Origin of the sequence: Chloracidobacterium sp. D, assembly GCF_018304685.1 — a bacterium.
GTDB lineage: Bacteria > Acidobacteriota > Blastocatellia > Chloracidobacteriales > Chloracidobacteriaceae > Chloracidobacterium > Chloracidobacterium thermophilum.
Genome location: NZ_CP072635.1, coordinates 70,793 through 83,440, shown reverse-complemented (window position 1 = coordinate 83,440; position 12,648 = coordinate 70,793). Strand labels below are relative to the sequence as shown.

The window sequence follows — 12,648 nt, the reverse complement described above, 5'->3', positions numbered from 1 at the left end:
ACTTTCTTTCGACTGAGGCCGCTTCCCGTGAGCAAACACAAAAAAGACGACAAACACGACAAACTCAAGGACAAACGCAAAACCTCCCCACCGACCATCTTCGAGAACGTCGTTGAGCAGGCCACCGAACGCTGGGAGCAACTGGTTCACAATCCGCAGTTTGCCACAGCGCTGGCCACGGCGCTCGAACAGCCCATGAATCTGGCCAACCGCGTACAGGAACTCGTCGGCGCCAGCCTGCGCACGATGAACATTCCGACGCGCGACGATTACAAGCAGCTCAGCCGCCAGCTCGATGCCATTGCTGACCAGCTTGAAGCGCTCCGGGAGCGCCTCGAAGAAATGGCCGAACACCAGCCCGAACCACCGCCACCACCGGCTGCACCGCGCAAAGCTGCCAGCCGGCGGAAAAAACCCGCGCAAGCCGATGATGCCGAGGACTGAACGGACACGCCCCGGCCGGTCTCTGCCATGCATCGCCCCGCTGCCCTGACCTGGAGCCTGTGGCTGCTGGCGGGCGTCGTGAGCGGCAGCGCCTATGGCCTGCGCCGGCTGGCGGAGGCCTGTCCAGACTGGGTGGAAGGATGGTATGCCCGGCGGCTGTATCCCCTCCTGGCCGCCTGGGTAGGGTGGCCGGCCCGGCTCGTGCCTTTCTCGCTGGCCGAAGTCCTCGTGGGGTTTCTGGGGCTGGGGGGGCTTGGTCTGCTGGGCTGGGCGCTGTGGCGCGGGCGGCGCGAGCGCCCACGGCCCGGTATCCTGCTGGGGCGCGGCGTGCCGGTCATCCTGCTCGTCGTCGGGCTGGGAACACACGTTTTTCTGCTTCTGTTCGGCTATCACTACGCGCGGTCGGCCGTGCGGCAGACCTTTGCGCTGACGCCGCCACCGCCCGACCCGGTGGCCCTCGAACAGTTTGCCCGCACCTGCATTGAACGGGCCAATGCCGAGCTGGCGGCTGCAGCGCCGGTGATGGATGCCGAGCAGGGCAGCCGGCTTCCCATGTCACCGGCCCAACTGGCCAGCCTGCTGACCGAAAGTTTCCGCCGCTGCCCGGAGCTTTCCCATCTGGCCGACATCCCCTTTGCGCCGCCCAAGGCTCCCTGGGCGTCGGGCCTGATGGCGCGCGCCGGTATTTCCGGCATTTTCATCCCCTTCACTGGTGAGCCGCACTACGACGCGCACCAGCCGGCCAGCAGCCTGCCGTTCACGCTGGCGCACGAAATGGCGCACCAGCGTGGCTTTGCCTTTGAAAGCGAAGCCAACTTCGTCGCCGCCGTGGTGTGCCTGCGGTCAGATCACCCTTACATCCGGTATAGCGGCTGGGCCGGCGCCGCCCGGTATGCCCTCCGTGACCTGGCACGGACACCCGAGCGCTATGCGGCTGTCATGGCGTTAGCCGGTGACGGCCTGCGCGCGGACTGGCAGGCGCAGCGGCGCTACTGGTCGCGCTACGCTTCCGGTCGGCTGGCGCGCGTCTCGGCCCGGCTCAACCATGCCTACCTTCAGGCCAACGGCGTCTCGTCGGGCATTGCCAACTACGGCGAAGTCACCGGCTGGCTGCTCGCCTGGCAGGCCGCCGGCAGGCTCCCGGAACCGACCGAACGTGGCTCCTAGATGGCTATGGCCCGTGCCGCCCGCAGCGCCCGCTCGCGGGTTTCCACCAGGTCAGCGCCCAGGGCCGTGACATGCCCCATTTTGCGTCCTGGACGGGAAGCCTTTTTGCCGTACAGGTGCACCGTCACGCCCGGCACCTGCAACGCCGTTTCCAGGCCCGTCGGTTGCGCTGGCGCTTCAAAGCCGCTGAGCAGATTGACCATCACGGCCACGGGCGTACGCATGCGCGGCGACCCCAGGGGCAGGTTCAACCCGGACCGGATGTGGTTTTCAAACTGCGAGGTTTCACACGCCTCAATGGTGTAGTGGCCCGAGTTGTGTGGGCGCGGCGCAATTTCATTGATGAGCACTTCGCCGTCGTTGAGCAGAAACAGCTCAATGCCAAAGATGCCCGTCCCGTGGATGGCTTCGAGCACCTGTCGCGCCAGCGCGGTCACGTTCGCCGCCGTCGTTTCGGAAACCGCCGCCGGAGCCAGTACCGTGTGGCACACGTGGGCATGCTGGATGGTTTCCACCACCGGGTAAATCACCTCTTCCCCGCGCTGGTTGCGTACGGCCATCACGGCCAGCTCTTTGGTGAACGGGATGAATTCCTCGACCATCAGGGGGCTGCCGCGCCGGAGCAGTTTCTCAAAGGCCGGGGCAATGTCGGTGGTTCCCCGGATGAGTTCATTCCCGTAGCCGTCATAACCATTTGTCCGGCACTTGAGCACCAACGGCAGGCCGAAGCGGTGGCTGGCGGCCAGCACGTCATCGGGCGTGTCCACGGCCGTAAAGCGGGGCACGGGCAGCCCGGCCTGAGCCAGCGCCGTTTTCTGGAAAAACTTGTCCTGCACAAGGGCAATGGTCTGGGAAGAGGGTACAACCTGACACTTGCCGGTGGCTTCGAGGTAGCGCAGGATGTCGGGCGCAATGAACTCGTTTTCGAGCAGCACGACGTCGGCGTAGGCAGCCACGGCATCGAGCAGCGCCGGGGATGACCAGTCACCCACGAAGCGTTCCGTAGCCAGCCGCAGGGCCGGGCTGTCGTCGCCCGGACGCGCCACGATACCCACTTCACAGCCCAGACGGTAGGCGGCCACAGCCGACATGCGCGCCAGTTGCCCGCCACCCAGAATGGCTATCCGCTGCGTCATGAACAGCTACACTTCCAGGTCAACCACAACCGGGGCATTGACGAGACGGTAACGCAGGTTGCACAGCGCCGCGTTGACAAACTCGGTCGTTCCCTTCCGCATGCGGCCGTAGGCTTCGTGAATATGGCCGAAGACGTGCAGCCGGGGGGCAACCCGCTCCACGGCCGCGCGCAGTTCGTCACAGCCAACCCGCCAGCCAAACTGCGTGCGGTCGAGAATGTCATACGGCGGCGTGTGGGTAATCAGGATGTCAATGCCTTCGGGAATCAAATCCCACTTTTCCCGCAGGGCCGTTTTTTTCCACAGGTTGAAGGCCCCGTTCATAAACCAGGGCTGCCACGGGCTGCCGTAGATTTTGAGACCACAGGCCACAGCCGAGGCGTCCAGCAGGTGGACGGCGTTTTCCAGCAGCGCATGGGGTGCTCCCTGGTTTTCCTGGGCGCAGTGATCGTGGTTGCCGGAGACGACGAACTTGTGCGGATGTGGCTGCCGGCGCAGAAAAGCGTCGAAAAGGCGGAGTTCATCCATGGTGCCACGCCGCGTGAAGTCGCCGGCATGAATGAGAATGTCACCCTCCGGCACGTGAAAGTCGTGGTTGCCGTGGGTATCGCTGATAACGACGATGCGAACGGACATACCGCATTACCTCGGAGCGCGGCGGCCATTCCCGGATGAATGGCCAGCCAGGTGATTTGGGCCACAATAGCGCATCATGTCCACAGATTTTCCGCTTTTTTTCAGCACCGTGCCGCGTCCGACGTACCGATCAGCGCCGGGTGTCATCGGGAAAACAGCCAGGGCCGGCTGGTGCGTCAATCCGAGCCGGATGAACCGGGCAACCGGCCGTACAGGTAGGCCAGCTCGCGCAGGCGTTTGGCCGCTGATGCCGTAAAGTCCTCCCGCCGGCAGCGCCAGGACCAGTTGCCGCGTTCACTGGCTGGCAGGTTCATGCGCCCTTCACTCCCCAGCCCCAGGACATCCTGCATCGGAACAATCGCCGTATGGGCCACGCTGGCGTAAGCCGCCCGGATGAAATCCCAGTGAATCTCAGCGCCATTGGTGTTGAGATACGCCCGACAGAAAGCCCGTTCCCGCTCAATCCCTTCGGCGTCGCGCGTCGAACCGACGCCCGGACGACTGGCATACCAGCCAACCGTCGTGTCGTTGTCGTGCGTTCCGGTATAAACCACGGCATTGGGAACGTAGTTATGCGGCAGGTCCTGATTGTTGGGATCGCCGCCAAAGGCAAACTGCAACACCCGCATGCCGGGAAAACCGAAGGCATCGCGCAGCGCCACGACATCCGGGGTAATCACACCCAGGTCTTCGGCAATGATGGGCAGGACGCCAAACGTGCGTCTCATTGCCGTAAACAGCTTGCGTCCGGGTGTTTTGACCCACCTGCCGGTAGCCGCCGTCGGCGCGTCGGCCGGAATGGTCCAGCAGGCAGCAAAACCACGGAAGTGATCCAGCCGCACGACATCCACGAGCCGGAACAGATGGCGCATCCGGGCCAGCCACCAGCCAAAACCAGTGTCCGCCATGCGCTGCCACCGGTAGAGGGGATTGCCCCAGAGCTGTCCCGTGGCACTGAAGTAGTCCGGCGGTACGCCGGCAACATGCGTGGGCCGCCCCTCGGCATCGAGCTTGAACAGTTCCCGGTTGGCCCAGACATCGGCCGAGTCGTAGGCGACAAAAATTGGCGCGTCGCCGATGATGCGGATGCCACGGCGGTGACAGGCTTCACGGGTGCGCTGCCACTGGCGGAAGAAAAGCCACTGCTGAAACTGGTGCGAGGCCACGGCCGTACTCAGGTTGCGCCGGGCGGCTTCCAGCGCCGCTGGCTTCCGGTCGCGCAACTCTGGCGGCCACGTATGCCACGCGCGGCCGCCGTGGGCATCCTTGAGCGCCCGGAAGAGCGCATAATCGGTCAGCCAGTCGGCTTCAGCCGCGCAAAACGCCTCGAAATCGGCTCGCCAGGCATCCGGGGCGGCAGCCACGAAACGCTCAAAGGCTTCCGCCAGAAGCCTCTGCTTCCAGGTGATGACCGCGCCGTAATCCACACGTTGTTCGGAGAAAGGCGGACGTTCGTGCAGCCGTTGGCGCGGCACGAGACCCAGTTCAACCAGGGTTTCCGATGGAATCAGCAGTGGGTTTCCGGCAAAGGCCGACAGGCCGGCGTAAGGCGAGTCGCCGTAGCCGGTGGGCACCAGCGGCAGGATTTGCCAGTAGGTTTGGCCCGCAGCAGCAAGAAAATCGAGCCATTGTTCGAGATGCCCGTCCAGCGTGCCAATGCCATCCGGCCCGGGCAACGAGGTGGGGTGCAACAACAGGCCGCAGGCGCGCGGCCACCGGTAGGTTGTCACGGACGTGTTATTTTGGGAAGCAAGGTGCTGCCGGAGTCAAAGAAACTCTCGTGCAGCCGCCGGGGATCGGGAGCCTCGACCGGCAACCGGGAGACAGTTTGCTCGATGACCCGCCGCAACTTGCCAAAGAGAAGGTTGACATCAAACAGCAGGGGACGTTCGGGGGAACGGTGGAGTTCGAGGCATCCCGACTGACCATCTTCAAACCGCAGGGGAATCACCAGCTTCACAACGGGACAATCCTCCTCCTCGGTGGCTGTGGCCGCCGTCCAGGTGGCAATGACCAGCGCCCCCCCGGCGGGCAAACCGAAAGCCGGGGTGTTCCTGGACGTGCCAGGCATACTTGAGCGGCAGGTGAATTTCGACCTGGGTGAAATCGGTCGCCTCGAAGCATTTGCTCAGGTGGGTGTAAAACGCCTCGAAGCTCTCTGAACCCAGCAGAGACTCGGTCAGTTCGTGAATGCGGATGTTGTTGGCAATGACGCTCCGCTGGTTGAGCGACCGCTGGATGACCCGCCCGATTTCACCAAACTCGTGGTAGCCGAAGTGCTGCACAGCAATCCAGATGACAATGCCCAGCGTCAGCAGAATCAACCCCAGCAGGCGGTTGGGCGAGTTGTACGCCAGCAGACTCATGAGCGCAAAGAAAGCGGACAGGCCGTACAGAAAGATGGTCGTCGTGCGGTGTGAATAGCCCTGCGCCAGCAACCGATGGTGCATGTGCCGGCGGTCGGCTTCAAAAATGGGCTTGCCGGCCAGGAACCGCCGCCCGATGGAGAGCGCCATTTCCATGATGGGCAGTCCGAAGGCCAGCAGCGGAATGGCCACGGTCACGGTGGTGGCGGATTTCTGCGCATATAGCAGCGCCAGCCCGGCCAGCGTGAAGCCAATGAACAGGCTGCCGCAGTCACCCATAAACACCGTCGCCGGATTGAAGTTGTACTTCAGAAAACCGGCTGTACCGCCGGCCAGCGCGCACAGCAGCAGCGCCAGTGGCACATTGCCGTTGGCCGCCGCCACGTAAGCCAGAGTAAGCGTCGAAAACAGCGCCGCGCCGGCCGACAGCCCATCCACACCGTCAATAAGGTTGAAGGCATTGCTGATGCCGACCAGCCACAGCACCGTGACCGGCAGCCCCCAGATACCAAGTTCGATGGGCGTGCCGGTCAGGGGATTGGGCAGACTCGTAATGCCCTGAACGGTGAAGTGAAACCAGGTGGCAATAAGAACCTCGATGACAAACTTCACACCGGCCCGCAACCGCCAGATGTCATCCACCAGACCCAGGATGAACATTGCCAGCGTGGGCAACAGGAACTTGGCCGACAGAGCCACTGTGCCGCTGAGTTGTCCGCCGGCCTCAAATCCGAACGCTGTGGTCACTCCCACCAGAAAAGCCAGAAAAATGGCAATGCCGCCGACGCGCGGAATGGGCAGGGTGTGGACGTGGCGTGCCGCCGATGGCGTATCCACAAGCGGTTCCCAGTGGCGCGCCCAGTTGCGAATCAGCGGCGTCAGAAGAAAAGCCGCCACCAGGGACGCGCAGAAGACCGCGGCATACGTCAGCATGCGAGCCAGACTCCTCTCTTTCCGGGCTTTGACCTGGTTGGTGCGCTATGCCTTGTCAGAACATTCCAGCCGGATTGTCTATGATGCCCGGTGGAATGTCCAGCCCGGATGTGGTCTGCGGAGCCTGCCGGCAGCCCCAAAATATCTTCAGGAAGAACAACTTATTTTGAGACGCCGCCCCCAGTCCGGCGGTGGTTCGGCATACCGGGCCGCCTCCGGCTGTTCGGCATAGGGCTGCCGCAGGACGGTCAGCAGCCGCTCGATTTCGGAGAAATCACCTTCCTCGGCACGTTCAATGGCGATCTGGGCCAGATAGTTGCGCAGGATGTACTTCGGGTTGACGCTGCGCATGCGCGCCTGGCGCTCCGGCGACGGCACGCCTTCCTGAGCCAGCCGCAGGCCGTATTTTGCCAGCCAGGCAGCCACGGCCTCCCGATCCACAAACAGGTCCTGCAGGCGTGCATTCGCGGGATGCACCGGGTCTTCCGGGACGGTTTCCGCCAGCCGCCGGAACGCAAGGGTGTAATCGGCCCGGTTCTGTGCCAGCAGTTCCAACCAGTCGGCCAGCAGTTCGGCGTCTCCCGGTTGCGGGTGGTGCAACCCCAGTTTGGCGAACATCAGCCGCTCATACTCGTCAAAAAACACGTCCCGAAAAGCGTTGAGGCTGTCCACCAGCCGCTCGCGTGGCACCCAGGGGAGGAAGGTCTGCGCCAGACAGCGCAGATTCCACAGGGCAATCCCCGGCTGCTGGTTGAAGGCATAGCGCCCGGTGACATCCGAATGGTTGCAGATGAAGTGCGGGTCGTAGTCATCCAGAAAACCAAAGGGGCCGTAATCGAGCGTCAGGCCCAAAATGGACATGTTGTCGGTATTGAGTACGCCGTGGGCAAACCCGACAGCCTGCCACTGGGCAACCAGCCGCGCCGTCCGGTTTACGACTTCCTGCAGGAAGGTGGCGAAGCGGTCTTCTTCACTGAGCGCCTGAAGTTCCGGGAAAAACTGCCCGATGACGTAATCGGCCAGACGCGCCACATCCGCCGGGCGACGGCGATGGAAAAACACCTCGAACGAACCAAAGCGCACGTGCGTCGGGGCCAGCCGAACCAGCAGCGCCCCCCGCTCGACCGTCTCCCGGTACACCGGCTCGTCGCTGCCGATGATGCAGAGGGCGCGCGTCGTGGGGATGCCAAGCGCGTGCATGGCTTCGCTACCGAGATACTCCCGAATCGTCGAGCGCAGGACAGCGCGGCCGTCGCCCATGCGGGAATAGGGTGTACGGCCACTGCCCTTGACTTGCAGGTCCCACCTCTCACCGCGCGCATTGCGCACTTCGCCAAGCAGGAGGGCGCGGCCGTCGCCAAGCTGCGGCACATACACGCCGAACTGGTGGCCGGCATAGAGCGCCGCCAGCGGCTCGGCGCCGGGCAGTGCTTTTTCGCCGTTGAAGTACGCCACAAAGTCCGGGCGGGCCGCCTCGGAAGGGTCCAGGTCCAGCAGGGCGGCGGCTTCCGGGTTGAAGGCCACCAGACGGGCGCTACGCAGCGGCGTCGGTGCCACCCGGCTGTAGTAGTCTTCCGGCAAGGTGGTGTATGTATTGTCGAAGACCAGCGTCTCAAGCGTACGTGACAAAGGCGAACGGCTCCTTGCGGCCAAGGCGCAGGAAACAGCCGGGGCTGTTTCCGGCCGGGGTGTGTTCTGCCGGATGACAGACGGGCCGCATTGAAGCGGTTTATCCCACCAAAACCAACCTGCTCTGCCGTATGGAAACCTTCCTTCAACAACTCATCAACGGGCTGGCGCTCGGCAGCATTTACGCGCTCATTGCCTTGGGCTACACGATGGTCTATGGCGTGCTGCGGCTCATCAACTTTGCCCACGGAGACGTGTACATGCTGGGGACGTTTGCCGGCTACTACACGGCGCTGCGGCTGGGTTTTTCCGAAGTCAACCCGTCATGGTTGCAGGCAGCCGTGGTTTTGCTGGTGGCTATGTTGCTGTGCGCCGTGGTTGGGCTGGCCATTGAGCGGCTGGCCTACCGTCCGATTCGCCAGGCTTCCCGCCTGACGGCGCTCATCACGGCGATTGGCGTATCGCTGTTTCTGGAAAACCTGGGGCAGATTGTCTTTGGCGCCAACCCCAAGTTTTTCCCGCAACTGCTTCCACCCGGACAGTTTCCGGTCTATGGCGCGGCCCGGATCACCACTCCCGACCTGGCCATTCTGGGCGCATCGCTGCTGCTGACGGTAGGGCTGCACCAGCTCGTCCACCGGACGGCTTTCGGACGCGCCATGCGCGCTGTGGCCCATGACCTGGACACGGCCAAGCTGATGGGCATTGACACCAACCGCATCATTGCCCTGACCTTTGCCCTTGGCTCGGCGCTGGCGGCGGCGGCCGGCATTCTCGTGGCCCTGCGTTATCCGAAGTTCGACCCGCTGATTGGCATCACAACGGGACTCAAGGCGTTCATTGCGGCGGTTCTGGGCGGCATTGGCAACGTCACCGGCGCGGTGCTGGGCGGCGTCATTATCGGATTGGCGGAAACGATGGCGACCGGCTACCTGCCAGCGGCGCTCAATCCCTACAAGGACGCCGTGGCCTTTGCCATTCTGGTCACGGTGCTGCTCGTACGCCCCACGGGTCTGCTCGGCACGACGGCCCCGGAAAAAGTTTAGGACGAAAACGGAGTCAACGCCTTGCCGTCAACGGTGGCTATCATCCCTGCCCGCTACGACGCCACGCGCCTGCCCGGCAAGCCGCTCATTGACCTCGCTGGGCAGCCGATGATTCAGCGCGTCTATGCCCGGGTTCGGCAGGTACCGGAGATTGAACGGGTTATCGTCGCCACGGACGACCCCCGGATTGCGGATGCCGTTGTGCAGTTTGGCGGTGAAGCCCGGATGACCCGCGCCGATCACCTCAGCGGCACTGACCGCATTGCCGAGGTGGCCGCGACGCTCGATGCCGAAATCATCGTCAACGTCCAGGGCGATGAACCGCTCATCGCACCCGAAACCATTACGGCAGCCCTGCACCCGGTGCAGTCCGAGCCGGACCTGCCCCTGGCAACGACTTGCGAGCCGCTGGAGGCGGCGGATGCTGAAAATCCCCACGTGGTCAAGGTGGTGTGTGATGCCCAGGGTAACGCGCTGTATTTTTCACGCGCCCCGATTCCCTATCCACGCCAGCCGGACATCGCCCGGACCCTGTGGCGGAAGCACACGGGGCTGTACGTTTACCGCCGCCGGGCACTGCTGCACCTGACGGCGCTTCCGCCAGCGCCACTCGAACTGGCCGAAGGACTGGAACAACTCCGCGCGCTGACCCATGGCCTGCGGATTCGCGTCGTGGAGACAAAACACCGCGCCATTGGCGTGGACACCCCCGACGATGTCGTGCGTGTCCGCCAATGGCTGGCCAGGCTGGAAAGCAGCGCGTTGCCGGAGTAAAGCCGGAAACGGCCGGGGCTACCGTGGATCGTACCAATCCGTCGTGGGCCGGCCTGTAATCCGTGGCGTTTTCCGTGGGATGGGCTTGGTGTACTGCTCCGGCTGAAAGGCGGAAGTGCGGCGGCTGGCGTAAAAACCGGCCGGAAGTTTTCGCCCCCGTGGGATTTCACGTCCAAAGCCACCTGCTGGCGCCGGTGGGGTTGTATTCATGACTGGCGGGGAAGTAACCCGGGCTGCATAAAAGTTGCGCGACAACTTGCGTCCTTCGGGAATATCCGATGAACTGCGGTAGGGTGACAGCCGGGAGGGAATTTCTTCAGCCATTAGTGTAAGACCTCACAAACCTGTAGCTTTTGGCCTGTAGCTTTTGGCAGCACAGCATCGGCTTTCGGCCCCAGTCAGGCTAGGGGCAAAGCCGCTGACCAGGCTGTACACATCTATACACGTCCCGGCAACCGACTGACCATGCAACTTCGCAGGAGCCGGACTCTAGCTTGCCGTATAGTACGCGATAGTGTATAATAATGCTCATGGAAAGCACTATAAGCACAGGCAAGGCGGCAAAACTCCTTGGTGTCTCGGTCAAGACGTTGCAGCGTTGGGAACGCGAAGGAAGGCTGATTCCGGTGGCCCGAACGGACAGCAACCGCCGCCTCTACACTGAGACGCAGATCCGTGAGTTCATCGGTTTGCGGCAGGCCAACCATGCGCCAACAAAGCTTGTCGCCTACTGTCGGGTATCGAGTGCGGCGCAGAAGCCGGACCTGGCGAATCAGCGCAAAGTGCTGGAAGAGTTCGTGGTGGCGAAGGGATTGGCGGGGGTCGAGTTTATCGAGGAAGTGGGCAGCGGGCTGAACTTCAGGCGCAAGCGGTTTCTGGCCCTTATGGACGAGATCGGGCGACGGGAAGTCAGGATGCTGATCCTCGCTCACCGGGACCGCCTCACCCGTTTCGGCTTTGAGTGGTTCGAACATGACGCCCAAACCCATGGCTGCGAAGTGCTGGTACTGAACCAGGAACGGCTGTCTCCCGAACAGGAAATGGTGCAGGACTTAATGACCATCGTGCACTGTTTTTCGTCCCGGCTATACGGTTTGAGGAACTATCGAAAGAAGTTGAATGAAGCGCTGAAACAGGATGTACATGACGTCAAAAAGGCCCAACAATGCAACTAACCCACAAGATCGCTCTTTGTCCGACTCCTGAGCAAGTGGACTACTTCAAGCGCGCCTGCGGCACGGCGCGGCGTGTTTGGAACTGGGCGCTCAATGAGTGGAACAGGCAATACGCAGTAGGCGGCAGGCCAAACGCCATGGCGCTCAAAAAACAGTTCAACGCCATCAAGTACACCGACCCGCAGTGGCTCGATGAGAACGGTCGGCCTTGGTTGCAAGACATTCACCGGGATGCCCACGCCCAGCCGTTCAGGAATCTCGCCAAAGCCTGGGAACGGTTCTTCGCCGACCTCAAGGAGGGCAAAGAAGCGCACGAGCCACGGCTCAAGAAAAAGGGCCGTTGCCGCGACAGCTTTTATGTTGCCAACGACAAGTTCACCCTGGAAGGCAGGACGATCCGTCTGCCCAGGATCGGTGAAGTCGCCATGACCGAGGAACTGCGCTTCGCGGGCAGGATTTTGGGCGCAACGGTTTCTCGCACCGCGGATCGTTGGTTTGTGGCAATACAGGTCGAGGTGCCTGATGCGCAATTCTATCGGCGTCGCACGTCGCACGAGGTCAACGGCATCGACCTGGGCATCAAGGCTGCCGCAACGGTCTCCAGCGGTGAAGTCATCGAGGCGCCAAAGCCGCTCAAAGCAGCGCTGCGCCGTCTGGAAATCCGTAGCCGACGTCTCAGCCGCAAGCTGGAAGCCGCCAGGAAGGCAGCCGGATTTGAACGCCATGCCCGCCTGCCTGAAGGAACGCGCCTGCCGGTATCGAACAACCGGCAGAAGTCCGCTGCGATATTGGCAAGGCTCTATGCCCGCATGGCCAATATCCGAGCGGATTTCACCCACAAGCTCACGACTCGACTCTGCCGCGAAAACCAAGCGTTAGTGATCGAGGATTTAAACGTCAAAGGGATGCTGCAGAACGAGAAACTCGCCCGCGCCATCTCTGACGTGGGTTTTGGGATGTTGCGCTCGCAGTTGGAATACAAGGCCCGGCGCTACGGTACTCAGCTTACCATCGCTGATCGCTGGTATCCAAGTAGCCGACTGTGCTCCATCTGTGGCTGGAAGAACGAGGCGCTGACATGGAGAGATCGAACATGGGTGTGTGCTCAATGTGGTGCGCACCATGACCGTGACCTCAATGCGGCGCTGAACCTGAAACGGCTGGCAACCGAAACTGCCCTACCCGTGGCGAGTCCGTCCAGCAATGGCGGCGCTGCGGCGGGGACCGTCCCCGCCGTAGTCGGGAAAGTCACGCCTGTCAGATACGACGGTGGTCAACAGGACACGTCGGGGCAGGAAGAGAACCGTGCGCACTTTTGCGCACATTCTTGATAGCAGGCAGG

13 protein-coding genes are annotated in these 12,648 nt (G+C 62.7%); 6 read left to right on the top strand and 7 right to left on the bottom strand.

Annotated features, from left to right (window positions below; all coding sequences use genetic code 11):
• Positions 1-27: 27 nt before the first annotated feature.
• Both J8C01_RS11550 and J8C01_RS11545 read left to right on the top strand, forming a co-directional pair.
• Positions 28-444: a hypothetical protein gene (locus J8C01_RS11550; protein ID WP_211433035.1), complete on the top strand. Its 417-nt coding sequence runs from the start codon at positions 28-30 to the stop codon at positions 442-444.
• Positions 445-471: 27 nt separating this feature from the next.
• Positions 472-1,611 (top strand): DUF3810 domain-containing protein, encoded by a 1,140-nt coding sequence (locus J8C01_RS11545; RefSeq protein WP_211433034.1) that lies wholly within the window; start codon positions 472-474, stop codon positions 1,609-1,611.
• Here the strand turns inward: J8C01_RS11545 and J8C01_RS11540 are convergent.
• From J8C01_RS11540 to J8C01_RS11515, 6 genes are all read right to left on the bottom strand, one after another.
• Complete coding sequence (locus J8C01_RS11540) at positions 1,608-2,747, bottom strand: 5-(carboxyamino)imidazole ribonucleotide synthase (RefSeq protein WP_014101424.1); 1,140 nt, start codon at positions 2,745-2,747, stop codon at positions 1,608-1,610. The genes J8C01_RS11545 and J8C01_RS11540 overlap by 4 nt on opposite strands.
• Positions 2,748-2,753: 6 nt before the next feature.
• Entirely contained in the window at positions 2,754-3,383 is a 630-nt protein-coding gene (locus J8C01_RS11535; RefSeq protein WP_014101425.1) for a metallophosphatase domain-containing protein, read from the bottom strand.
• Between the two features lie 176 nt (positions 3,384-3,559).
• A complete protein-coding gene (gene malQ / locus J8C01_RS11530; protein WP_211433033.1) occupies positions 3,560-5,113 on the bottom strand; it encodes a 4-alpha-glucanotransferase in 1,554 nt (517 codons plus the stop codon).
• Positions 5,110-5,343, bottom strand: a complete 234-nt coding sequence (locus tag J8C01_RS11525; protein ID WP_211431019.1) for a hypothetical protein — start codon at positions 5,341-5,343, stop codon at positions 5,110-5,112. The genes malQ and J8C01_RS11525 overlap by 4 nt, the downstream gene beginning before the upstream one ends.
• Positions 5,315-6,682, bottom strand: coding sequence for a glycosyltransferase family 4 protein (locus tag J8C01_RS11520; RefSeq protein ID WP_211433032.1), 1,368 nt, complete (start codon positions 6,680-6,682; stop codon positions 5,315-5,317). Before J8C01_RS11520 ends, J8C01_RS11525 begins: the two co-directional genes overlap by 29 nt.
• A 147-nt stretch (positions 6,683-6,829) precedes the next feature.
• Entirely contained in the window at positions 6,830-8,311 is a 1,482-nt protein-coding gene (locus tag J8C01_RS11515) for a protein adenylyltransferase SelO (RefSeq protein WP_211433031.1), read from the bottom strand.
• A gap of 131 nt (positions 8,312-8,442) precedes the next feature.
• Between J8C01_RS11515 and J8C01_RS11510 the strand changes: the two genes are divergently transcribed.
• The gene (locus tag J8C01_RS11510) at positions 8,443-9,357 is read left to right on the top strand and encodes a branched-chain amino acid ABC transporter permease (RefSeq protein WP_014101429.1); all 915 of its coding nucleotides are present in this window, start codon (positions 8,443-8,445) and stop codon (positions 9,355-9,357) included.
• A gap of 33 nt (positions 9,358-9,390) precedes the next feature.
• A complete protein-coding gene (kdsB, locus tag J8C01_RS11505) occupies positions 9,391-10,131 on the top strand; it encodes a 3-deoxy-manno-octulosonate cytidylyltransferase (protein ID WP_249355518.1) in 741 nt (246 codons plus the stop codon).
• Between the two features lie 18 nt (positions 10,132-10,149).
• Here kdsB and J8C01_RS11500 read toward each other — a convergent pair whose 3' ends face one another.
• On the bottom strand, positions 10,150-10,455 hold the full coding sequence (locus J8C01_RS11500; RefSeq protein ID WP_014101431.1) for a hypothetical protein: 306 nt from the start codon (positions 10,453-10,455) through the stop codon (positions 10,150-10,152).
• A gap of 206 nt (positions 10,456-10,661) precedes the next feature.
• Here J8C01_RS11500 and J8C01_RS11495 point away from each other — a divergent pair, with 206 nt between their 5' ends.
• Positions 10,662-11,306, top strand: coding sequence for an IS607 family transposase (locus J8C01_RS11495; protein ID WP_211433280.1), 645 nt, complete (start codon positions 10,662-10,664; stop codon positions 11,304-11,306).
• Positions 11,297-12,637 carry an RNA-guided endonuclease InsQ/TnpB family protein gene (locus tag J8C01_RS11490; protein ID WP_211433029.1) on the top strand — a complete coding sequence of 447 codons (1,341 nt, stop codon included), beginning with the start codon at positions 11,297-11,299 and terminating at the stop codon, positions 12,635-12,637. The genes J8C01_RS11495 and J8C01_RS11490 overlap by 10 nt, the downstream gene beginning before the upstream one ends.
• The last annotated feature ends 11 nt before the right edge of the window (positions 12,638-12,648 follow it).